The organism is Nostoc flagelliforme FACHB-838, assembly GCF_014698065.1.
In the GTDB taxonomy this organism is placed as follows: domain Bacteria; phylum Cyanobacteriota; class Cyanobacteriia; order Cyanobacteriales; family Nostocaceae; genus Nostoc; species Nostoc flagelliforme_B.
Genome location: NZ_JACJSI010000011.1, coordinates 52,990 through 77,804 on the forward strand (window position 1 = coordinate 52,990; position 24,815 = coordinate 77,804).

14 protein-coding genes and 1 pseudogene are annotated in these 24,815 nt (G+C 42.7%); 8 read left to right on the forward strand and 7 right to left on the reverse strand.

What is annotated here, in order from left to right; all coding sequences use genetic code 11:
• Nucleotides 1-52 precede the first annotated feature (52 nt).
• Both H6G97_RS08420 and nrdJ read right to left on the reverse strand, forming a co-directional pair.
• Complete coding sequence (locus H6G97_RS08420) at nucleotides 53-271, reverse strand: ssl0294 family protein (RefSeq protein WP_190940192.1); 219 nt, start codon at nucleotides 269-271, stop codon at nucleotides 53-55.
• Between the two features lie 321 nt (nucleotides 272-592).
• A pseudogene (gene nrdJ, locus H6G97_RS55885) lies at nucleotides 593-3,181 on the reverse strand (ribonucleoside-triphosphate reductase, adenosylcobalamin-dependent).
• 219 nt (nucleotides 3,182-3,400) lie between these two features.
• On the opposite strand from nrdJ, the gene tilS reads away from it, so the two are divergent.
• Complete coding sequence (gene tilS, locus H6G97_RS08435) at nucleotides 3,401-4,396, forward strand: tRNA lysidine(34) synthetase TilS (protein WP_190940193.1); 996 nt, start codon at nucleotides 3,401-3,403, stop codon at nucleotides 4,394-4,396.
• Between the two features lie 37 nt (nucleotides 4,397-4,433).
• Nucleotides 4,434-4,607, forward strand: a complete 174-nt coding sequence (locus tag H6G97_RS08440) for a hypothetical protein (RefSeq protein WP_190940194.1) — start codon at nucleotides 4,434-4,436, stop codon at nucleotides 4,605-4,607.
• Nucleotides 4,608-4,663: 56 nt separating this feature from the next.
• Here the strand turns inward: H6G97_RS08440 and hmpF are convergent, their stop codons facing one another.
• Nucleotides 4,664-6,424: a pilus motility taxis protein HmpF gene (hmpF, locus tag H6G97_RS08445; RefSeq protein ID WP_190940195.1), complete on the reverse strand. Its 1,761-nt coding sequence runs from the start codon at nucleotides 6,422-6,424 to the stop codon at nucleotides 4,664-4,666.
• Between the two features lie 370 nt (nucleotides 6,425-6,794).
• On the opposite strand from hmpF, the gene H6G97_RS08450 reads away from it, so the two are divergent.
• The 5 genes from H6G97_RS08450 to H6G97_RS08470 all read left to right on the forward strand — a co-directional run bounded on the left by H6G97_RS08450 (nucleotide 6,795) and on the right by H6G97_RS08470 (nucleotide 17,292).
• Nucleotides 6,795-7,973, forward strand: a complete 1,179-nt coding sequence (locus H6G97_RS08450; protein WP_190940196.1) for a response regulator — start codon at nucleotides 6,795-6,797, stop codon at nucleotides 7,971-7,973.
• Between the two features lie 264 nt (nucleotides 7,974-8,237).
• Nucleotides 8,238-8,603 carry a response regulator transcription factor gene (locus H6G97_RS08455; RefSeq protein WP_069073698.1) on the forward strand — a complete coding sequence of 122 codons (366 nt, stop codon included), beginning with the start codon at nucleotides 8,238-8,240 and terminating at the stop codon, nucleotides 8,601-8,603.
• Between the two features lie 13 nt (nucleotides 8,604-8,616).
• The gene (locus H6G97_RS08460) at nucleotides 8,617-9,147 is read left to right on the forward strand and encodes a chemotaxis protein CheW (RefSeq protein WP_190940197.1); all 531 of its coding nucleotides are present in this window, start codon (nucleotides 8,617-8,619) and stop codon (nucleotides 9,145-9,147) included.
• Between the two features lie 14 nt (nucleotides 9,148-9,161).
• Complete coding sequence (locus H6G97_RS08465) at nucleotides 9,162-12,098, forward strand: methyl-accepting chemotaxis protein (protein ID WP_190940198.1); 2,937 nt, start codon at nucleotides 9,162-9,164, stop codon at nucleotides 12,096-12,098.
• 136 nt (nucleotides 12,099-12,234) lie between these two features.
• A complete protein-coding gene (locus H6G97_RS08470) occupies nucleotides 12,235-17,292 on the forward strand; it encodes a hybrid sensor histidine kinase/response regulator (protein WP_190940199.1) in 5,058 nt (1,685 codons plus the stop codon).
• 82 nt (nucleotides 17,293-17,374) lie between these two features.
• On the opposite strand, the gene H6G97_RS08475 is transcribed toward H6G97_RS08470, so the two are convergent.
• Nucleotides 17,375-18,034 carry a hypothetical protein gene (locus H6G97_RS08475; protein ID WP_242054847.1) on the reverse strand — a complete coding sequence of 220 codons (660 nt, stop codon included), beginning with the start codon at nucleotides 18,032-18,034 and terminating at the stop codon, nucleotides 17,375-17,377.
• A 281-nt stretch (nucleotides 18,035-18,315) separates the two neighbouring features.
• Between H6G97_RS08475 and H6G97_RS08480 the strand changes: the two genes are divergently transcribed.
• Nucleotides 18,316-20,409, forward strand: coding sequence for a prolyl oligopeptidase family serine peptidase (locus tag H6G97_RS08480; RefSeq protein WP_190940200.1), 2,094 nt, complete (start codon nucleotides 18,316-18,318; stop codon nucleotides 20,407-20,409).
• Nucleotides 20,410-20,608: 199 nt separating this feature from the next.
• On the opposite strand, the gene H6G97_RS08485 is transcribed toward H6G97_RS08480, so the two are convergent.
• Genes H6G97_RS08485 through H6G97_RS08495 form a run of 3 tightly spaced genes read right to left on the reverse strand, consistent with a single transcriptional unit; the run spans nucleotide 20,609 to nucleotide 24,536 of the window.
• Entirely contained in the window at nucleotides 20,609-20,809 is a 201-nt protein-coding gene (locus tag H6G97_RS08485) for a hypothetical protein (RefSeq protein ID WP_242054848.1), read from the reverse strand.
• A gap of 20 nt (nucleotides 20,810-20,829) precedes the next feature.
• Nucleotides 20,830-22,431, reverse strand: coding sequence for a pentapeptide repeat-containing protein (locus H6G97_RS08490; RefSeq protein ID WP_190940201.1), 1,602 nt, complete (start codon nucleotides 22,429-22,431; stop codon nucleotides 20,830-20,832).
• 32 nt (nucleotides 22,432-22,463) lie between these two features.
• Nucleotides 22,464-24,536: a glycosyltransferase gene (locus tag H6G97_RS08495; protein ID WP_190940202.1), complete on the reverse strand. Its 2,073-nt coding sequence runs from the start codon at nucleotides 24,534-24,536 to the stop codon at nucleotides 22,464-22,466.
• Between the last annotated feature and the right edge of the window lie 279 nt (nucleotides 24,537-24,815).

Here is a 24,815-nt window from a genome sequence, read left to right on the forward strand (position 1 = left end):
CTCTCTTAAATCCCCATGTAAGTGCATCCCTGCGTCTCCCGAATTTCAAAATTTAGTCAATCGAAATTTGCTGAGGGCCACTGGCTTTGCCATTATGTGCGTCTGTTGTGTTACTGGTGTAACTATTTGAGCGAATCTGTTTATCCAGCCAGCTTTTAACGGGATCATCTGCAAGATTGAGCCGAAGCACACCAGAGAAGAACCCACCCACAAATGAGACTGGATGCTGAGTAAATTCTTTGAATATAGGTGACAATTCATTAATAAACATTAAGAGACTCCTGGCACTGCCGTAAAAAATTATTACCTCTTAATTGATCGTAACGTGTTGAGCGATGTAGGGCATGGGACATCGGGCATTAGACTTCTTGCATAAGTCGGGAAAAAGGGAAGGGGGAAGGTGGGGCCCCCTCTGGGGATAAGGGGCGGGGGAAAAGGTTTTGTATTGTCCACTTCCCCTTTAACCTTTAGCCTTTTCCCCCCTCTTGCAAAAAGCACTTTTGTAAGAGGTCTATTGATTATTTTCCTCTACTTCCCAGACCCCCTTATCCCCAGAGGGGCCCCACATTCCCCAGCCCCCAGTCATTTCACCTTATGCGCTTGGTTGCTGATCGGGAAACATACACTTGTCAGAATCACAACCACTAGGGCCAGCTTCTGCCATTTCGCCTAAATCGTAGCGGCTTAAGACTGCACAGAAATCATCTGTTTTGCGCCGTGCTTTAACTTCTTGATTCAAGCGAGTATAGGTTGATTTGTCTATTGGTTCAAATGGCAAACGTGGGAATGATTGCAAATCGTCAAAACGAGCTAAAAGAGCGGCTGAAATATATCCTTCATCATTCTGGATAGTTTCGTAGATTCGCTGTCCTAAAGGTTCGATTTCATCAGAGCGAAGTTCTAAAGTTGCTGATGTGTTGTGAGTCACATACCAACGTTGAACCTGAAGGACAAAATCAAATTGGGCTAAGACTGAAAACTTAGAAACATCAATTTCATCAGCACCTGGTAAATCAGCCCAAGATACAGAAACAGGAATTTCTACTAACCATTCACTCACCCGTGAGTCAAAAGGATCGTTGAGCAAATTGCCCTGTTCATCTTTATCTGATTGAGAGGGAATGACGTTGTAACCGTAGTCAATACAAGCTAAGGCTACTGGGTCATTTTTGCCGAAGGTGATGCGGCGAATAAATCTTTGCGCTTTCGGGGGATGCCATCCTGAACTAGCATTAGTTAATAATGCCTTCGTGCCACTAGGTTGAACTGTGGTACAGCGATTTGGACGTTTGAAATTATGGCGATCGCAATAATCCCAAACTACCCGATGTACAATATCTTTCCAAGAACTTAGATATTTTTCTTCCTCACGCTTGAAAGCTAATCCTTGTGGAGTTGCAGGTCTTCCGGCTTCCCACCAGCGCAGCCAATCAACGCCAAAAGCATGGACAAAGAAATCAAATAAACCTGTAAAAGAAACTCCTACAATCGGGTCTAATTCACGGCTGTATTGATAGCGTGGTTCCAAAAATTTGTGATTTAAAAGTACTGCTACAGATAGCGCCCCAGCAGTGAAAGCTTCCTCCTGTTCTTTGTAGTTATATGGATCGATTTGATTAAGGTGAACCTCTGACAAATTGCAGTGGAAATTACTACCGATGATTTCCAGATTTGTTACCCTAGAGGCTTTTTATCCCCTAGTTCTACTGCTTGATTATTCGCAGTAGCTCCGCGTACCTTTTACAGATGTGACTTCAGATAATAAAAGTATTTTTCACATCCGCCCCCGCACTCTTGGAGAGATTATATTCTAGACACCAATTTTCGATGTAATCTAGTTTCACTCTCTACGCTGTACGGTATCAAAGGCTTTTTACTTCCTTTGATTACCACGGGATTAGCATCTCAGCTTTCCCCGTTTTTGCGAGGTTTTTAACGTGAGGCAAAATCAATTACCACACGGATTTAAACCGTAACGAGCTAAACGATGTTCTAACTCATTAACATCAAGATTTGAATAACGTTCTTCTAACCACTGTTTTGCTATTCCTTGTTCATAAGCTTGTAAAAATTCAACTTTCAAAGCTTGTGTTGGCAGCAAATCAATGTTTGATCGCGCGACGGCTTCACCTGCCCATTGAATCGCTCCCTCGCCACTATAATATTGTTTGCGGACGGCATCAAGACATTCTTCTAAGGTCGGCTTGCAGTGAAAAACTCTCGTATGGTTCGCCATCCTGAGTGCATCACGCTCCGGATCAATTCGCCAGTTGCCATTTTCATCTTGTTGCCATAAATTATCTTTGGCCGTGGCTGCTAGGTTATCGCCAGAATCAAACTGACGCATCCCCGCGCTTCTTCGGATATTGCCTGCAACAATTGTTACAGCAGCCTGATCGATTAACAGACAACATTCAACTGAACTTAATTGTCGTCCTCTAGCTTTATTCAGGATGGAGGCACAACGCTGATAAAGTCCGGGCAATTTCACAGGATTAGCAACTCCTCCAAAGCCGTTGAGAGTTTCTCCTGCTTTTCGGACATCACTGATATCAACTAATACTTCAACTTCTGCTGAAAACTGTTCATTCGTGGAGAGTTCTAATAGGGCTTGATATGATTCAACCCAACCTTCACGGCTATCTCCAACGTGAATAATGACGTTATTGCCTTCTATATGAGTTTGAGTATATTCACGTCGCAGTTGCACAGGAGTGCTGCCAATTTCACCTTGGACAGTGACATTCAGTTGATTACGGATAGGAGGTAATTGGTTAATAAATTGTGGTTCTAGGACGGCTCCAGTACCACAGCCCATCATTGCCAAATCCATCATTAATCCGAAGGCACTCCAGTCTTCGAGATTGGTAGAGGTGCAATTATAAGCCCCGGAAAAGTTCTTAGGCTTGGTTATCCAGTCTGTACCACCAACCCATAGCCAGCGCCCACTGGGCATGGCTTTCAAGTTGCGCTGCATCTTATCCAGTATGGCAGCTTCTTCTTGAGTTAGCTTTCCCAACTCCACTAAACCGAGTAGAGTGCGATCGCATACCTCATCCCATGTTTCCCTTAGTCCCGCCTTTGTGCGACGGCTATAGGTTCTAAAAAATACGGGATTAGCAGCCGGTGCTGTTTCGGGAAACTTTGCACTCTGGCGTTTTCTTTCTAGCTCTCGAACCATATATTAAGTGTCTTGCGTTCTTGTTGCGTGCGGACAGATTATGACTATACGCCAAGTAGTTTGAGTATTAAAGATTGTCAAATTGTCCACTTTACGCTAGCTCTACCCTGCACTAATTACAGCAGAAATTTATGATGTATAATGTCTCTCACTCTTGGGTGGAAGATATATAGTCGGTTTTAATTAGCACATATTCAATTATGAGTAAATTATTTTTATATGCTATGGATGCCTCTACATGCAAAAATACATCGCACCATCCGATCGCGCCACTTATTTGAGCGCAACCAGCGTCTATTAATCGCTGTCTCCGGCGGACAGGATTCTCTGTGTTTAATAAAATTACTTTTAGATTTACAATCCAAATGGGGATGGTATTTAGGTATCGCTCACTGCGATCATCGCTGGCGTTCTGACTCCGAAGCTAATGCCCATCACGTCGAAAATTTAGCTAAAACTTGGGGTATATCCTTTTATTTAGAAACAGCGAACGAACCGATAAATAGTGAAGCTACTGCACGCGATTGGCGCTATCAAGCTTTATGTGCGATCGCCCAAGCAAATAATTATCAATATATAGTTACAGGACACACCGCAAGCGATCGCGCCGAAACTCTCCTCTACAATTTAATTCGCGGTACTGGTGCTGATGGCTTACAAGCACTGACTTGGCAACGTTCCCTGACTACAGGCATTATGTTAGTGCGTCCACTTTTAGAAATCACTCGCTCACAAACAGAGCAATTTTGTCAAGAATTTAAATTACCAATTTGGGAAGATTCCACCAATCAAGATTTGCAATATTCCCGCAACCGCATTCGCCAAGAGTGGATACCATATTTGCGAGAGAATTTCAACCCCCAAGTAGAATCAGCCTTAGCCCAAACAGCAGAATTGCTGCAAGCAGAAGTGGAATATTTAGAAAAAGCTGCCCAGCAGTTGCGGGAAGAGGCGATGAACATGGGGCATAAAGAAGATTCTCTTAGTTCTCTTCCTTCCTTAAGGTTAAATCGTCGGGTATTGCAGAAAGCACCATTGGCGTTGCAACGTCGGGTGATGCGTCAGGTATTGCAGCAAAGACTGACTGATGCCCCCAGTTTTGAACATATCGAAAAATTAACGGCTTTAATTATAGCGCCCAATCGATCGCAAACCGATCCATTTCCTGGTGGTGTGATCGCTCAAGTAGAAGGCGACTGGATCTGCTTTAAATAGTTATTTAAAGTCTTTTTGTTATCAGGGACAATGCACATTGTTGTTATTTATTTTAGAGCAATCTGAGAGAAATAGAGATGATTTAGTAGCGGTTTTAGGAACAAAAAATTTGGTTGATAATGTTTTAAATGGACAAGAGAAGATAAATACAGAACAAGCGCGTAAGCTGGGAGAGTTTTTTAATGTAGAATCTACTTTATTTATGGAATAATTAATAAGCTCGTAGTTCGTAGTTGGGCTTTAGCCTAGCTAAAGCCCCAGAACTTGTTAAGACGCCAGTAATTCTGGCTGAGGCATTAAACTTTGGAGAGTATGACGCAACTGCGCGATCGCTTGGACTTGATAATCACCAGTTTCTTGGAATTGATCCAAAGATTCTCCAATTCCTTGCAGCTTTTGCCGTAATCCATCTAGAGAATCCTGAATTGGTTGTAGCGCTTCTTGATAGAGATTCACCCGACCGCAGCATTCAGCAGTTGTTCTTCTTAGAGATAGCAAGTTCTCCTCAATCGCTTTCAGCTCTTGGCGCTTTTCATCTAGATCGTGAGTTTGATTGTCAATCATTCCCTGATTTAGCTCAATACCAGAACGAATCTGATCAATCTCACGTTCCAGCTTTTGGATTTCTTGTGAATATTGTTGTCGCTGGCTTTCAATTTGTAACAGAATCGGTTCTAAATTAACTTTATTACCCTCTTGTTCATTAACAACAGTATCTCCTTGCCGCCGTAGCAATACAGCTTGGTGTTGCTTAAGAAATTTCTGATGCTGCAACATATTGCGGCGTTGTCCCACCAAACTGGAGTTTAGCATCTGATAGAGGTCTTTTTCATCTGTTAGTTCCAGTTCCAAATTAATGTGGTCATGGTCAGATGCATTATTTATTTTAGTTTGTAGTTCTTCTATAGCTTCTTGTTTATATTTCAATTCTTGTTCTTGATCGTGAACAAAGCTAGCATCTATTTCTAACTTATACTGCAAGTCTTGCACTATCTTTTGTAGTTCTTCTAAAGGCATTTTATCCAAAGCCTCCACATCAGCTTGCTTGCCGAGAACTACGTCACCAGATGTTGCAGCTAAAGAGTGAATCTGTTGATATAATTCCTCTTGACTTCGTAACTGGTCTTTGATGATCCGAGCATACTCTTGCTTGCCGGTAAGGTCTGCTGTATTTATTTGCAATTGGGCTGTGTGCTGAACTAGAGAATTTTGTGCTTCTTGACACGCATTTTGGCGATCGCTAAAAGCCTGTGACAATAGCTCTACTTCTTTTTGCTGTTGTGCGATCGCAATTTTTTGCTCCTCCAGTTTTTGCCAGTGCGGGGTAAGAGTCGCTTGCTGCTTTTCGATCAATTCAAAGGCTAGATGTAAATGTTCTCTGACTTTTTCTGTAGGAACAACACGACTAGACAAGCGATCGAGTAACTCACTCATTACCCGGCTTTGCTCCTCATCCAAAACCGTTCCTGATTTAAAATCCGCAAGACGTTCCTCTAGGCGACGCTGCTCACCTCGTAAATGCTCCCAAGCGCCTTCCAATTCTAGGCGGTTGCGCTCAACTTCTGTTTGCAATCGTTCAATTTCCTGGCGGGAAGTGTCAACTTCCTGTTTTTGCTCCTCTAGGTGTTGCAACTCTTCCTCCAATTGTTGCAACTGTTCCGAGCGCACTTCCATGTCCATTTCACGGCGATTCAACTCTTGCGCCTGAAACGTCAACGATTGCTTCCACTGATCAATTTCATCTTCCTTGAGCTTAAATTTCTCCAATTGGCGGGAAAAATTCTGCAAAATGTTGACTAGCGGACGCCCAGCTTCTTGAACCCGTTGCACTTGACGATTCGGATTCACTTCAACCAGTACCAAAGCACCGTCATTTAATTTGCTTGCGTCCTCAGCGGCAATCACTTCTTCTGACACAGTACTCCAATTCTGGTCAGTTCGCTGACAAGCTAGCAGTTTCAGTTCGGTTTTGGCACCGCCACTGAGTAAACCACCTTTCTGTTTTTGTACTTCTGCTAAATACAGCACACCGTTAGTCCTTTATTGATGCACTTAAAGTTTATGTTTTGGGATATATCTTAAATAATTCTGTTAACTTATCTCACTGAACCGAAGTTTAGGAGAACAAGACAGACAAAACTATAGACGTCAGATATTACGTCTTGATACTTATAGAAGCGAGCTAGTCGCGCCTTTATATTTTGTACTGATGACAGTGATGATGACTTCCGTGTTAACACTAGCTTTATCGAAGTGTATTACAAAAGATAAAGGTTTATAGTTTAATGTATTGCCTAATGACAACAAGAATAGAGTAACAATCTTTTCAATAATCCATAATCAATACTTAAAGAAGAGGTCAGAATTCAGGAGTACTTAAGGAGTACTTTTTAGCTAAATGCAGGGAAATTTAAATGAAATTGATATTTGCAGTATTCTGCAATTGATTGAGTTGGGACAACGAACCGGGCAATTATGGGTGAGAGCTAGTAGCTCTCACCATCACAACAAACTGGGTGGAGAGGGAGCAAGCATTTATCGCCCCAAACAAGAGTCTTGGTTCGTTTTTTTCTTGAATGGTCAAATTATCTATTGCCAAGAAGGCGAGAGTAGTTTATTTAGAATTAACGATTATTTACGTCATTACCGAGTTGAGACGCGACTCACCGACAAACAAATTGCTTCCCTACCACCCACCGACGCGCCAGAGTATGCCTATCTTTGGGCGCTTTTGGAGCGGAATATCATCAACCCAAAGATAGCTGGTAGTATCATTCAGGGCTTGGTGCATGAAACTCTCTTTGACCTGTTGAGTTTATGCCAAGGTAACTTCATTTTCCATCAGGGTGTCGCACTTGCCCCGCAATTAAACACTTTCGAAATTGCTCCATTTGTGGCAAAAATTACGAAGCAGCTGCAAGAGTGGAAACAGCTGTATCCACACATTCAGTCTCCAGAACAATTACCAGTACTATCTGACAAAGTTCAGCTACAATCTTCCCTGCCAGAAGCAACGGTGAATAGGCTACAACATTGGGCTGATGGTAAAACATCCTTGCGTCAGTTGGCTCGCTATCTCAACCGAGACATTTTGACAGTCGCTAAGGCAATATACCCTTATGTGCAACAAAGTTGGCTACAACTAGTATATTCAGAGACGAATCAATTAGATACCCACACTGACACCTGGGAATTGAAGGGAAAACCAAGGGGGCGGATAGTATGTATTGACGATGCGATCGCTATCGGTGAGACTATAAATTCGATCTTACAACCACAAGGTTATGAAGCGATCGCTCTCAGTGATCCTTTAGAGGCATTGAGTCTGGTTTTTCAACTCAAACCGGATTTAATTTTATGCGATATTGCTATGTCAGGATTGGAAGGGCACGAGGTTTGCGCGATGCTGCGACATTCAACAGCATTTCGGCTCACACCGATTATCATGCTTACTGGGAAAGATGGGTTTATTGATCGAGTCAAAGCTAAGATGGTCGGGGCAACAGATTATTTAACAAAACCGTTTACAGACACTGAGTTACTCATGCTCGTGGAGAAATATATCAACAACCAATGAAAATTGGGTATTGGGCAATAAATAATTTAATAGTTTTTCTTCCCCTGCTCCCTCATCTATGGGACATATTAAAGAGATCAAAGATTTGTTGATCTACTAAAAGATGAGTAAAAAGATGTTATCACAGAGTCAGCTAACTCAGTGAAACGTCAATCTCCGGGAAAATAGTGAAGAAATAAAATTAATTTATACAGTTAATACTTGCGGAGGAATCAGGGAATGTTCCAACTAGGAACGTCTAAATCAGGAGGTAAATAGACATTTATGAGTACAGTTCTGATTGTGGAAGACAGTATCGCGCAAAGGGAGATGATTACAGACCTCCTGAAAGCAACTGGCCTAACAGTTACCCATGCCAGTGACGGATTAGAAGCATTAGAGGCAATCCAAATAGCACCTCCCGATTTAGTGGTATTGGATATTGTTATGCCCCGGATGAACGGCTACGAAGTTTGTCGGCGGTTAAAATCCGATCCAAAAACCCAAAATGTCCCTGTGGTTATGTGTTCTTCCAAAGGCGAAGAATTTGATCGCTACTGGGGCATGAAGCAGGGTGCAGACGCCTACATAGCCAAACCATTTCAACCAACCGAGTTGGTAGGAACAGTCAAACAACTGCTGCGAGGATAAGGATAAAAACAACATGGTCAGCAAACCGGACTTTTTAAGTGGTAGCGGTCAAGACCACTTCCGACCAGAATTACAAGTAGAAAGTCCTGAAGGTGAGTTACATTTGAGGTTTTACATTCCCTCGCATCAGGAGTTTGCACTACAAGCAACTGGCATCCGGGAGGTAATTGAACTAAGTCCTGATAGAATCACCCCGATTCCTAATGCTTCTCCTTTACTTTTGGGTACTCTAAATTTACGAGGTCGAGTTATTTGGGTGGCCGATTTGGGTCAATTTCTAGGGGAAGCAAGTGCATTAAACACGGATAGAGCGGAAATTTCGGTGATTGCCATTGAAGAGCAAGACACAATAGTGGGTTTAGCAGTAGAGGAAATCGGTGGTATGGACTGGCTGGATGTCCAGAATCTCATGCCACCAACTAGTGTTCCTGATACGATGGCTCCTTTTTTACGTGGAGAGTGGTCATTAGGTGCTAAAAACAATCAGTGTCTACGACTGCTCGATCAAATGGCAATTGTACGGAGTGCTAGGTGGGCAGCATGAAATTGGAGGAGGAAATGGCAGCAAGTATCGATAATTACGAGCCAACATATCAACAGGCGATGACCGCCTATGTTCAAAGAAATTATGACGTTGCGGCCACTTTAGTTGACCAAGTGGTGCAAGATTTACCAAATGACCCTAACTCCCATTTGTTAAGGGGTCATATCTACTATGTTTTACAACAGTACGATGTAGCAAAAGAAGAATATCAACAGGTATTAGGCTTGACTAACGATCAAGAAATTATTGCTTTTGCCAATAATGGAATTGAGAATATCAATCAATATCTACAGTCATTTGGTGGGCAGATTGATACATCCGAAAGTCGAGAGCAAATAAACTCCTCAGAGATGTCTGATGCACTGGCATATAGCGAACCAGAATTAGAAGATTTGGCTGCTAGTGAGGAGTTTGACAGCGAAAACCTTGATTTGAACTTTTTTGGAGAGCATCAAGAAACTGTAAATGGCGTTGAAGAGACATCTTCAAAAACTCCATTTGACATAGCCACAGAAGATAGTATTGGAACAGTTAAAACATCAGATTATTCTACAGCTTTTGGCGATGACCCTTTCGCCATGAATGAAGAATTGCAGGAACAAGACTCAAATAATAACTGGGAGGATGAAAAAGAATTAGAGTTACCTGTTTTTTGGCAAGAAGATATGTCAGAAAATAATCAGGCAGAATCATTAGTAAATAGTCCTTTTTCAGATAATGAGATAAATTCTTCTCAGGAAAATTCAACTATCCATAATAATTCTTCATCTTCTAATTCCCAAACTGGTAATACCAAGGGTAATCTCCCTGATTTATTGAGTCAGTCAAAGTCTCCAGAGCTTAATATTGGGAAGTTAGAATATAAAAAATCTAGTTTTGGAGACGAAACTTTACTAATTGTTGCAGAAGAGCTTAGAGATGATTCGCCAATAACAAATAAATTGGAATATGGCAGTCAAGATAATTTGCCTGAAACCGAAGCCTATAAATGGTTAAAACCAACAAATGTTGAAGCAGATGAAGCTTTTCAGCCGGATTTATCTAATAATTCTTCATCTTTAAGTAGGAATTTACCTCCGAAAGAAAAGCAGTTCAAATCAGGTGAATCTATCGGTCAAAATAGCTTTGATGAAGATGAAAATTTCGATATGGAAGCATTTGAGTCTGCCTTTGGCTCAGAGGGTTTAAGCTCTTATGAAGACTCAAGCAATATACTGAATGAAGAAAATTCTAAGAGCAATATTGAGTTTTTAGATGACTTTGAGGAATTTGACGATTTAGGCAATATTCCAGGGTTTGATATGCTCGAAGGAGATGCTAGCTTCGGCGATTTAGCAATGCATTCTGTTCCGGCAGAAACTAGTGAGACTGGACGCTCTCAAGCCGCGCAGGCTTTTCCCAGTAATGCAGCTGATCGCGAAGAGGAACTATTCTCAATGACTGGTTCCCATGAAGCCGTTCCAGTCTTTAGCCAAACAGATGTCTCGAAACTAGAACCCAACGTCAGCATCGAGCAAGGATGGTTAGCACCGTTAGAGAATGCCTCCATTGAAAGAAAACAATGGTTAATTGCTGGCAGTGTGGGCATTGTCTCGGCACTGGTTGTAGCCACAGTTAGCTTTGTTGCCACCACATTTTCGCCACCCCAACAACGAGAATCAGTACGCAACACAGGCTGGGCAATGTCACTAGCCGCTGGGATTGCAGGTTTTGCGACCGCAGGCTTTATGGGGAATCTAGCGCTGAAACAAATTCGGCGCACAACAGATGATCTCCAAGCTCAGTTTGAAGCTGTACGTCAAGGAAATCTGAATGCTCAAGCTACAGTGTTTTCTGAAGATGAATTGGGGCATTTATCCAGTGGCTTTAATGAAATGGCGCGGGTAATTTTCACAACCACAAGTGAAGCCCAACGCAAAGCTGATGAACAAGAGGAAGCCAAAGAAAACCTGCAACGTCAGGTGATTCGTCTCTTAGATGATGTGGAAGGAGCTGCTAGAGGTGATTTAACAGTCCAAGCGGAAGTCACAGCCGACGTACTGGGAGCCGTAGCTGATGCCTTTAATTTGACAATTCAAAACCTGCGGGATATCGTTCAACAGGTAAAAGTGGCGGCGAAAGATGTGACAAAGGGTGCAACCAACTCTGAAACTTTTGCTAGAGCTTTATCTAGTGATGCTTTGCGCCAAGCAGAAGAGTTAGCAGTGACGCTGAATTCTGTACAGGTAATGACCGACTCGATTCAACGAGTAGCAGAGGCGGCGCGGGAAGCTGAAACCGTTGCTCGTGATGCTAGTACGATCGCTCTTAAAGGTGGCGAAGCAGTAGAAAATACCGTAGCAGGGATTTTGGAAATTCGAGAAACCGTTGCTGAAACCACTCGCAAAGTGAAGCGGTTGGCGGAATCTTCGCAAGAAATTTCTAAAATTGTGGCGTTGATTTCTCAAATTGCTTCCAGAACAAACTTGTTAGCACTCAATGCTAGTATTGAGGCGGCAAGAGCGGGAGAAGCTGGACGCGGGTTTGCGATCGTGGCAGATGAAGTGCGCCAGCTAGCAGATAAATCTGCTAAATCGCTCAAGGAAATTGAACAAATTGTGATGCAAATCCAAAGCGAAACAGGCTCTGTAATGACCGCGATGGAAGAAGGCACACAACAAGTAATTAAAGGGACAAAATTGGCAGAAGAAGCCAAGCGATCGCTCGAAAACATTATTCAAGTGGCAAATCGCATTGATATTCTTGTGCGCTCCATTACTACCGATACTGTGGAACAAACGGAAACCTCCCGTGCCGTTGCTCATGTAATGCAGTCAGTAGAGTTGACCGCGCAAGAAACTTCCCAAGAAGCACAGCGAGTTTCAGGTGCCCTACAACACTTAGTAGGTGTATCCCGTGACTTGATTGCCTCCGTTGAACGTTTCCGAGTGGAAACTATGGAAACCAGGTAAATTGTCATTTGTCCTTTGTCCTTTGTTATTTGCTAATGACCAATACTTCTCTACGAGAGGCTGCGCCAACGGCAACGCTCAGTACAAGTGACCAATGACTAATGACTAATGACTAATGACTCTTGACTAAAAAACTATGCTGCCGGAACAACAACAGCGGATTTTGGGTTACTTTATTGAAGAAGCCAGGGATCACCTGAATACCATTGAGCAGGGCTTACTGAATTTAGAGGGTACCCTGAACGACCCGGAAATGATCAGTGAGGTCTTCCGGGCGGCTCACTCCATCAAAGGAGGAGCCGCGATGCTTGGATTGACTAGCATCCAGCATACCTCGCACCGTCTGGAAGATTGTTTCAAAGTTCTTAAAGATAATCCGGTTCAGATTGACCAAAAGTTAGAGTCTTTATTTCTTGGTGTATCTGATACCCTAAAAGTGCTGTTAGAGAATCTGAGTGGGACTTATGGTCTTTCCGAAGATGCAGCTAACACTTTGATGTCAGAAACTGAGCCAGTTTTTCAATGGCTGTATCAGCATTTGGAACTACTTGTAGAGCAAGGAAAGAGTGGAGTAGCCAGCAGTCCTAACGCAGCAGAACTACATACAACCTCTGTAGATAATGTCTCCACACTTACAGAAATATTCCTACGGCGAGATATTCCCAGTTTGGCAGAAGATATCCATCAGGAATCTTCAAACTTAGTAGTACCCCAGCCTTTGCCAGTTACCGCTAAAGAAAATAATTGGGGCGAGTTTCAAGCCCAGGTGCTGCAAACACTGCGGGAAATGTTGCAATTATTTAAGCAAACCACAACCCCCTTAACTCGGCAAAACCTTCAGCAATGCTGTCACCAGTTAGTCAAACTTGGCGAGAGCTGGAATTTGCCTAAGTGGTGTGGTTTGTGTCAAGCAGCAGGTAGTGCGATCGCTAATCCCGAAAATACTTATCTGACTTTAGCTAAAATTGTCATTACCGAAATCAAACAAGCTCAAGAATTAGTTCTGCAAGGTAAAGAAGCCGAAATTGCAATTACTCAGCAACTAGAAGCACTTTTGAGCGTTGCAGAAATTGATTTATTAGAATTTACACCTGATTTGTTTGATGAACAGTTTGTCGTTTTGACAGAATCAGAGCCAATTCTATCTGCTAACACCGAGCCGTCAGCCCAAACAACTGAAGAACTAAATCTAAACGAAGATACTAGCGATCGCGCAGCGTTAGCGAGTCCACGAGTGTCTGACTACGATAATGTCTTCGACGAACGTTCCTCTCTTCAGTTACAAAGAACACAACTAAACGCAGCAACTCATACTAGTCTTACCTTCACCACCCACGACGAAGCACATCCAGTTAGTAACAATCTTGACCCTAATGGCCCAGAGGTAGGAATAGCTGAGTTAAATAGCCTTGCTGATTTATTTGAAGGTGAAACTCCCGAACTAGATGAAAGCTGGCATCAAGAAGAAACCTTAGATATTGTTGCCACCGATGAATTTGGAATTGATTTCAGCAACACTGATGCTGAGGCTGCTGATGGCGATTTATCTGATTTACTTTCCTTTGATGAAGACACAAGCAACGCGCAGCACCCAACAACCACAACTGCGGAAGAAGATTTATCTTTGTTATTTGGCGACAATTTCTTAGAAAAAGAGAATTCGGAACCACAAAATCAACAAATAGCTGCTACGACTGTAGAGTTAAGTGCTCTTAATGTACTTGATATAAATTTAGACTCTTCTTCTCCCGAAATTTTAGAAGAATTTATTGATATTCCTAGTGATACAAACCAGACTCCCGAAGAGATTGTCCAAAATAGTGTAGTTGAAGATTTGTTGACACTGGGACTAGATGATGATGAACTATTGCCAATAGGTGAAGTAATTCAACCAGAAACTGAACCGTTTGCCAGTGTGGAACTATCTACCAACCAACAAAATAGTTTTGATAATTTATTCTTAGAAACTAGAAATGCAAATTGGGTAGAAGAAATTACCCCTAGCGACTACATAGAATTACCCCAGCAAACAGACTTGTCTTTGGACAACCTATTTGCTGAAATGGAAGAACAGACACTACTGCCGACAAGTGAATCAGAAATCGGTGATTTATTTGATACATCTCCAACAACAGCACCTGAGTTTTCTCAATCAGAAAATGATCTGAGCAACTTCTGGAACCAAGAAACCACAGAGGAAAAGGACGAATTCGATTCCTTAATTGAGCAGAATGTGGAAAGGGCGTTAAATGAGAGTTTGTTTACTGCGGCGGCTGAGGACATTTTTGCCGATAATCACCAGTCCATACCTTCTCCTATAGGCAGTTTTGATCTAGAAGAAGATTTTGATATCAATTTCCAGCATGAAGAGCAGCTAGATTTGATATTCTCATCAGATTCTGGAGATGAATTATCAGAAACTATTAGTTTTGGAGAAACTTCAGATTCAGTATCAGCCGAAGCACAACCAGAGGATTTATTTGGCTCCTTCGATGAAAATCCGCAACTGCTATTTGAAGATGTAGCAACATCCACTTATATTCAGATGGATACCCCAGAGTATACTGTGGATGAATTATCAGAAACTATCAGTTTGGGAGAAACTTCAGATTCCCACCAGACAAGTTCAGAAGTTCTAAATACTGATGATAATAATTTAGAAACAACCTTTGAATTCACAGAAAGTATACTTTTTGAAAATGATTTATTGTTTACAGAAACGGATCTGATAGAAGCAGTAAATCAAGAAGAATTAGAAGAAAACACGGCAGCAGTTGACTTTACACAAACGGTTATTCAGGAAGATGTAGAAACCGAATTGTGGAATATAGGAGAAACATCTGAAGTTGCAGCAGTGTCAGAGGCAGAAAATGCTATTATTGCCTCGACTGAAGAATTAGCAATCACAGAAACTATTGAAGAAGTTTCTCTAGAAGATGAATTTGCAGACTTGGAAGCATTACTAGGAGAGGAAGTAGCACCTATCCCCAAAGCTAAGGAGATACCAGAAGTAGATTTTGCTGCCCTGGAAGAACTGCTAGGTACGGATAACGACAGCGATGTCTACGACGGGCTACGCCAACGCCAGCCCTTGGAAATTCAACCAGTCTTGGCTAAAAGTCCCATTCCATCACCAGTGATAAAAGATGAATTTGGTGATTTGGAGAAGTTGCTGGCAGAAGCAGATAAAACAATATCCCATTCACCCTCGATAAAATCTAACACCAGCAAAGCTACCCGCCCCTCTACTCGTAGGGCTGCGAGATTTGAAGAAACCATGAAGGTTCCAGTTAAGCAACTGGACGATATGAGTAATTTAGTTGGGGAGTTGGTGGTTAATCGCAATACCTTAGAGCAGGATCATGAACGGCTGCGACAATCATTAGATAACTTGCTGATTCAGGTGCAACAACTCTCTGATGTAGGCGCAAGGATGCAAGAGTTGTACGAGCGATCGCTATTAGAAGCCTCTCTGTTAGCTGGACGCAAAAAGAAAGACCCAGGCTTTCAAGCACCAGATTCCAACGCCGACAGGGGTTTTAGCGAGTTAGAAATGGATCGTTTTACACCCTTCCACACACTCTCACAGCAGATGATTGAGCGCATTGTGCGAGTACGTGAATCGGCTAGTGACATTGATTTTGTTACCGAAGAAACCGAGCGAGTCGCAAGACAGTTCCGTCAAGTAACCACCCAGTTACAAGAAGGATTAACTAGAGCGCGAATGGTGCCTTTTGCCCAAACAATCGATCGCTGGCGGCGAGGAGTGCGCGACAACGCCATCAAGTGTGGCAAACAAGTAGAGTTGGTGATCGAAGGTGGCGATACCTTAATTGACAAGATGATTTTGGATCATCTCACCGATCCGTTAACTCACATGCTGAATAATGCGATCGCTCACGGTATTGAAACACCAGAAGAGAGGCAGGCTGCTGGTAAACCACCTGTGGGAATCATTACTATCCGTGCCTTCCACCAAGGCAACCAAACAATCATTTCCGTAGGCGATGATGGCGCAGGCATAGATTCCGCAAAGGTTAAGGCTAAGGCGGTGAAGATTGGCATGATTACAGAAGCGCAAGCAAAAGCCATGTCTCGCCTGGAAGTCTACGATCTGTTGTTCCAGTCTGGTTTTACGATTAAAGACCAAGCCGATGAAATTTCCGGTCGTGGTGTGGGTATGGACGTAGTGCGTTCCGAGATTAGCGAAATTCGGGGAACAGTTAACACCGATTCTGCTATTGGCAAGGGAACCACCTTCACTATTCGTTTACCACTGACTCTGAGTATTTGTAAAGCTCTCTGCTGCGTCTCCGATCGAGCCAGGATTGCCTTCCCGATGGACGGTGTAGAAGATACGCTAGATATACCAGTCAAAAATATTCAGCACGATGACAATGGGCAATCGTTTATTTCCTGGCGCGATACGGTGTTACCATTCCGACCCTTGAAGGAACTTTTAACCTTCAATCGCCAAATCAGTCGCGGTAATGTCTATGGCGGCACCAGAGATGATGATATGGTTTCTGTGGTTGTGGTGCGATCGGCAAATACCCTAATTGCTCTACAGATTGACCTGGTATTGAGCGAACAAGAAATTGTAATTAAGCAATTTGAAGGCCCAGCGCCTAAACCCATCGGTGTAGCTGGTGCTACAGTTCTGGGTGATGGTCGCATTATGCCTATTGCTGACGTGCTGGAAATAATTGACATCTTCCAGGGACGGATTTCTACACAAATTGGTGGCAATTCTTGGCAACAAAAAGCTACTCCAGATACTTCTCCTGCGAAGATTGACCCGACAGTGCTAATTGTCGATGACTCGATTACAGTCCGAGAATTGCTATCCCTAACCTTTAATAAGGCAGGTTATCGCGTAGAACAAGCGCGTGACGGTCAGGAAGCTTGGGATAAACTCCGCTCTGGTCTGCCTTGCGATATCGTATTTTGCGACATCGAAATGCCCCGTTGCGATGGGCTAGAGTTACTCTCTCGAATCCAGAAAGACTCTAACCTCAACCACTTACCGATCGCAATGCTCACCTCACGGGGTGCAGACAAGCACAGACAAATTGCATCTCAACTCGGTGCTAGTGGCTACTTTACCAAGCCTTATCTCGAAGAAGCTCTCCTAGAAGCTGCGGCGCGGATGTTGAAAGGGGAGAAACTGATTAGCAGCCCAACTAATGTTTAGTTTGACGATTTTAAAAAACATCTTGCAACGCTGCTCTCAATGAAAACGACAAGGGGAAACTTGTCCCCTTGTCTCAGAAAAGTCAAGATGTTTTATTCTCAGTGGAAGTAGCAGAACCAAGCCGTTTTACTTCATTGACTTGAGCCGCATATTCAACGCTAGCGAGTAAATCTTGCTTGTTGTCAAAACCTGCTGGTCGAGTTGGACGGAATTTCTCGATCTGTGTGGGCGAGAAGGGTTTTACTTTGCCCCAATTGGGAGTCACTGCATCACCAGAACCTGTTGGACGCCAATCACCAGGCTGTTTTCCAGGAGTATAAGGGGTGTTGTCATTAAAACCGTCCCCTTGTCGATTTTGGATAATTGCTTGAGCTGCTGCTATGCCAAGTTCTTTACCATCATCAATGCTCTGCATTGACAATCCACTGTTTTCAAGTTCTTTACGGGCTTTTTTGAGTTCTGTGTCGAAGAAGCTTTGGCTTTTCTCCTTGGAATTGGGATAAACACTGACGCTACTCAATACAGTATAGGCAGCGTAAACTGCCGCCGCTTCTTTAGAAGCTCCGAAGGCTGCGGGGATGATTCCTAAGTATGGTTTGTGAGTTTTCTCAATAGAATTAACAGCATCATAAATTGCAGTATGTAATATAGCACCAGTACGGGAAATTGGCCCAGGAGCGCCACCGTTCACACGAATTGCTTGTAAATATACATTGTTCCAGTTTATAACTTGGTCGATCATAAAATCCTTTAACTTTTTGTGTATCAGATATTGCATATCGATTTTCCCAAATAGAAGTAGACCAGTTAAAGGTTCAGCTTCTAAATGAGGCAAATTAAATGCGCGATTGCGAATTTATAATTTACTTGCTTATTGAAAGCCTAACGAGACTACTTGCTGCTTACTAGTACCCCAGAGGGTACTCTTTCCTATTGGAATTTTCCCGCAAGTTTGGTCAGTGTATGCTCCACGTCTTGGGTCTATGTTTGTAGTATGTAAAGAAGCACTTTTGACCTAAGACTATGCCACCTTCTGAAAAACCTCTCACCTACCCATCCAGCCACAAGAGTAATCAAGTCGATGACTACCACGGTACTTTAGTCGCAGATCCTTATCGTTGGTTAGAAAATCCTGACTCTGAAGAAACAAGGACTTGGATTGAGGCACAAAATCAAGTTACTTTTGGCTACCTGGGTGAAATCCCTGCTAGGGAAAAAATTAAACAGCGCCTTACCAAACTTTGGGATTATGAAAAATACGGTATCCCTTTTAAAGAAGGCGAATCTCTGCAAGACGGTTCCACCGAACGCTACTTTTATTTTAAAAATGACGGACTGCAAAACCAAAGTGTCCTCTACACTTTGAAAACCCTTGATGATGAACCCAAAGTTTTACTCGACCCTAATAAACTTTCAGAAGATGGCACTGTTGCTCTTTCGGGTTTGTCCATTAGTGAGGATGGTAGACTTTTAGCTTATGGTCTATCGTCTTCTGGTTCTGATTGGCAAGAGTGGAAAGTACGCGATGTTGAAACTGGTGAAGACCTCCAAGACCACCTGAAGTGGATTAAATTTTCTGGTGCATCTTGGACAGATGATAATCAAGGTTTTTTCTACAGTCGCTACGATGAACCAAATGAAAAAACTCAATTAGAAGATGTTAACTATTATCAAAAGCTTTACTATCATCAGCTAGGTAAACCTCAATCAGAAGATGTACTAATTTACCAACGTCCTGACCAAAAAGAGTGGGGTTTTAGTGGTGGCGTTACTGAAGATGGACGCTATCTAATAATTGCAATTTGGATGGGTACTGACTCCAAGAATTTAGTTTTCTATAAAGATTTGACTAACCCTAATGCAGAAGTCGTAGAACTAATTAACCAGTTTGAAGCAGATTACAGCTTTATCGATAATGATGATAGCGTGTTTTATTTCCGCACAGATTTAAATGCACCACGGGGAAGGGTTATTGTGATTGACACGAAAAACTCTGCACCAGAAAATTGGCAAGAACTCATTCCCCAATCTGCGGAAACTCTAGAAAGTGTTGGTATACTTAATAATCAATTTGTTGTTGATTATCTCAAAGATGCTCACAGTCAAATCAAAATATTTGACCTCAAAGGTGCTTTTATTCGAGAGGTTGAATTACCTGGACTAGGTTCAGCCGGAGGCTTTGGTGGGAAGCGTTATGATACTGAAACTTTTTATAGCTTTACCAGCTTTACCATACCAGGTACTATTTATCGCTACAATCTGGTGACAGGAGAAAGTGAGGTTTTCCGCCAGCCACAGGTAGATTTTAATCCTGATGATTATGAGACAAAACAAGTCTTTTATCAAAGCAAGGATGGTACTAGAATACCAATGTTTATTACCCATAAAAAGGGTATTAAATTAGATGGAAATAACCCTACTTACCTCTATGCTTATGGCGGTTTTAATGCTTCAATGACACCTGGTTTTTCTGTGAGTCTGTTGGTGTGGATGGAGATGGGTGGTGTCTATGCTATGCCTAATCTTCGCGGCGGTGGAGAATACGGCGAAGAATGGCATCAAGCAGGGATGAAGGATAAAAAGCAGAATGTCTTTGATGACTTTATTGGGGCTGCTGAGTGGTTGATTGCTAACAAGTATACTAAGACTGAGAAGCTAGCGATCGCAGGTGGTAGTAACGGCGGTTTATTGGTGGGTGCTTGTATGACGCAACGTCCAGATTTGTTTGGTGCAGCTTTACCCGCAGTCGGAGTCATGGATATGTTGCGGTTCCACAAATTTACCATCGGCTGGGCTTGGACTTCCGAATATGGTTCAGCAGATAATCCAGAAGAGTTTCCAGCGTTGTATGCTTATTCGCCATTGCAAAATATCAAACCAGATACAGCTTACCCAGCTACACTAATTACCACAGCCGATCATGATGATCGCGTTGTCCCTGCTCATAGCTTCAAATTTGCCGCAGCTTTACAAGAGGCTCACGCTGGTGACGCACCAGTTCTAATTAGGATTGAGACGAAAGCAGGACATGGTGCGGGTAAACCCACGGCTAAGATTATTGAAGAAGCCGCAGATAAATGGGCTTTTTTGGTACGTACTTTGAATGTTGAAGTTTAGGGATTGATTCATTTGTAGGGTGCGTTACACTGCGTTAACGCACTACCTTATTTTCAAAAAAAATAAGGTGACAGTAATATAAGGATGCGCCAAACCAAAAGTCACTTTTAATCTCTGCTGCAAGCTTTCTTTTGAACAGAGTTTGGCGCAGCCTCACAAAAAACGCTATTACCCCTGACTTTCCACATCCCGTGAAAAGTCAGACAAATTTAGAAGCTCTGTCAACAGCTAATTGTTGCCCAGTGTTGATCATACTTTGAGATTTACCAAGTAACTGATGTAAGGCAGCAAGACTTCGACTTAAAGCTAGCAAACGGGGTCGCGGGTCTTTTCTTTGGGAGCCGTGCTTACCCTTAATATCAGGATTAAAAAAGTGGACAATAGTAAAAAGAATTCGCATGAGGCTACACCCTTTTTAAGTTAGGTTATTAGGTAAAAATGGTCTTTGATTGAGGGAGACAAAAGGGCAGATTTGGTAAAATTGGCATCAACTGCGATCGCACCCGTGAGACTTGCTCCTGTAAAAGTGCCATTGGTAAAGTCTGTGCCACCAATCAGAGAGTCATCCCCCGCGCCACCGTTAAGTGTGTCATTACCAGCATCGCCAATTAGGGTCTCGTTGCCAGCCAACCCGTTGAGGGTATTGTTACCAGTGTTACCAATAATGATATTATTAAGTGCGTTACCAGTGCCGTTTTGGGCTGTCCCTACTAAAACCAAGTTTTCAACGTTGTTGCCTAATGTGTAGCTAGCAAGACTAGAACGGACAGTATCTATACTTACATTGGCATTTTCAGCAATGGTATCGCTGGCACTATTGACTGCATAGGTGTCATTACCCGCACCACCAACCATTCTGTCAGCACCCGCACCGCCATCAAGATAATCATCCCCTCCAGCACCGATGAGGGTGTCATTACCCCCAAAACCAAAGAGGTTATCGCCGTTGCTAGTGCCGTTGAGGGTGTTGTTACTGGCATCACCAAGAAATAAGCCAATGGCATCAACTGCGATCGCTCCCGTGAGATTTGCACCCACAAAGGTAGCATCTGTAAAGTTGCCTTTTGACAGATTAGCGTTACTGAGATTGGCATCAGTGAAATTTGCACCAATTGCGATCGCATCAGTCGTCAGCACCCCACTCATATTAGCCCCTGTAAAATTGGTATTGGTGAGGTTGGTTTTAGATAAGTCAGCATTCAACAGCTTGGCACTACTGAAATTTCCTCCAGTGAAATCAGCATCAATTAATTTAGCCCCAGTCAGGTCTGTAACTGTAACAGTGCCATTAGCAGCTACATAAACACTAAAATCAGAACCCGTCAAAATAGCGTCATCTAGAGTCAAGTTGGTTAAATTAGCACCACGAAACCTAGCATTAATTGGCTGTGTCGGATCTAATGCTTCTACATCACTCAGAACAACATCACTGAAATTAGCTAGGTCAAAAATTGCATTTTGCAGGGTAATATCTGTCAGTTTTGCTAGTCGGAAGTCAGCACCAGTTGCATCGATGTTGACTAAAAGAGTTGCTTCAAAATCAGCTTCTTCTAAGCTGGCATTTTTCAGATTCGCACCAGTCAAGTCAGCAGCTTTGAGCTTTGTTTTATATAGATCAGCACCAGTAAAGTTCGCACCTCTCAGGTTTGGTCGCTCGGATTGTTCGCCACTGAGATTAGCCTCCTGTAGATTGGCATTGGTCAGGTTAGCGTTTGACAGGTTGATGAATTTAGTGTTGAGGAATGAGAGATTAGCCCCAGTTAGGTTTGCTCCCCTGAGATTGACATTTTCTAATGTTGCCTTAAAAAGATTAGCTGGGCCAAAATTATTATTGGAGGCAAAAATGGCATTACGGGCATCAACATTGTATAGTTTTGCTTCTTCAAAGTTAGTGCCTCTCAACTGTGTATTGAACAATGAAACGTTGGTGAGAGTGGCTTTGAAAAAGGTCGAACCGTTCAGGTTTTGACCGCTAAAATCGTTTCCTACTAAAAGCTGTTCGCTAAAGTTTAGAGCTGGCATACTACATACCTAAAGGTTAAAGCAATAGAAGTTCAAGCTGAATGTTTGATTGCTACAGATTGTGGTGGAGAAGTTTCTTGCATTTGGTCTTTTAACCAACCAGCAAAAAGTTCGTTGAGCAACCGATGTCGCATCGGTTCGTCAAATTGGGACGGGATAAACTTTTCTAAGCGCACAATTAACCACCAATCGCCAATATTGGTCGGGAGCGATAGCTGACCGGGTTGGCTGAAGGCGAGGAGGCGGGCAAGTTTGGGATGGGGTGCACTCAATATGGGCCCCATTAAGCCACCAGTCTGAGCCTCTGCACCTTGGGAATATTGCCTTGCTAGTTCAGCAAAGGACTGTTCACCTTCTGACAGGCGGAAGTAAAGTTCTTGAGCAACAGCTCTATCGCGGATGCGAATGAGAGAATAAACAACCTGGTCAAGTTTTGGTTTTAATTGGCGAAAATAAGTCTCTAACTTGTTATCCCAGGTAGTTTTTTTGAATTTCTCAATTCTCAGGTTGCGAGTTGTTAAATCTAAAAATTCTGTTTCAGTCAGATTCTGCTGCTGTAACCAAGCTTGGCGTTCAGCTTCGGATGACAACTGATTTTGTTGGCAAAACTCTTGGTAACATTTGGCTTGCTCTTCGCTTGTGCAGCTAAAAGAGGCGATCGCTTTGTCAATCGCTTTGTCAATTAAGAGTTCTTGCTGAAGCTTTGGTAGCAGTTGGTATCGACTCAAGAGAGGAATAATTTCTTGAGTTGTCAATGTCTGATTATGAACTTGTAAGGGTGTCGCAGATGTGACTGATGAATTCTCAGCTTTTTGATGTCGCTTACCAAATCCCTTCTTTTCTACAGGCGCTAGCAACCCTAGTTTTATTCCCTCCCAAGGCGCAACTAGTTTGCTATCTTCTGACTGCTGTATCCATTGCAGGTGTTGGGGTAATAATTGGGCTAAGTCATAGCGATCTAGAATTGTTTGCCTTGCCTTCGCTCTAATTGCAGACATTTTCTCTGGATGATTGAGGGCTTCTGCAATGCGATCGCATATTTGCTGCGGTGAAAAGAAATTTACCAACAGCCCATTAACGCCATCTTGAATCACCTCGGTTACAGAAGCAGTTTTAGAACCTATCAGCAAGCAACCTGCTGATAAAACCTCCAACATTGACCAAGATAAAACAAAGGGACGGGTAAGATAAACGTGTACCACAGAAGCTTGGAGAACTTGCAAATATTCAACGTAAGGTAGCCAGCCTGTAAAATGAACTCGGCTGAGGTCGAGATCATATTTTTCTAGCATCACCTCTTTATAGGTTTTGCCATCACGCAGAGGCTTACCATAGGCTACGCGGTTTTCTCCGACAATTACGACATGACAATGAGGGCGTTGTTGTTGGAGTAATGCAACTGCCTCGATAAACTGGGGAAATCCCCGATAAGGCTCCATGCCCCTTGCTACATAAGTAACAAGTTCTTTAACATGAGAAAGATCCAGATTGATCCGTGGAAGAACTAATTTAGCCCCTGGTTTTGGACAAAAAAAGTTAGTATCAATCCCATCATGTAATACAGAAATTTTACTGTGATACTCTAGAGGGAATTGCTGGCGTTGCCAATAGGTAGGAGAAAGACCGCGATCGCAACTATATAGATCCTGCAAAATCGGCGCATTTTTAATCCGAATTCGGGCTTCATCATCCGCAGTCAGGCGATCGCTAGGATCAAAGTCAGCATCAGTACCATGAGCATGATAAAACCACTCAAAGTAACACAGTAACTTGGCTTTGGGAAAAATATCTTTGATAAATAAGGTAGGGGCCCAACCCGAATGGCCATAGACTACATCTGGAAGAAATCCCCGTGCTTTAAGTTGCTCTGCCAGCCTATACACACCTTGACCCTGAAGAACAGCATTTTCCAAAGGTTTGACGTAATGGTGAGTTTCTGGTCGAGCTTCTCGTTTAAGGTTATAGATGACTTTGTTAACACCGGGCAATTTACCATCGTGACGAGTAGTACCAAAGAAAACTTGGTTACGTTTGTCTTTCGCCAAAGCTGCTGCTACATGACGAAATTGAGCAGGGAAATTAGGATGCAAAAATAAAATTCGCACGGCACTTTCAGTAATGCTGAGTATTACAAATCTTTAAGCTAATAAGCATTTATACTGCATGAGAAAGCCGGGGGTAAGATGACCACCCCACAGGATTTTGATGCAGTCGAGATATGCAAATTAGATGTGTTTGAGCTTATTTCCTGTTCTAGATTTTCGGACAGGAGATATTAAGATGGACACAGTTAAGTAGGTCAGGCAGAATAAATGTAACTAGTGAGGAGAAGTATGAGGTAAAAGGTATAGAGTAGCTTGAATTACCCTTACCTAATACCCATT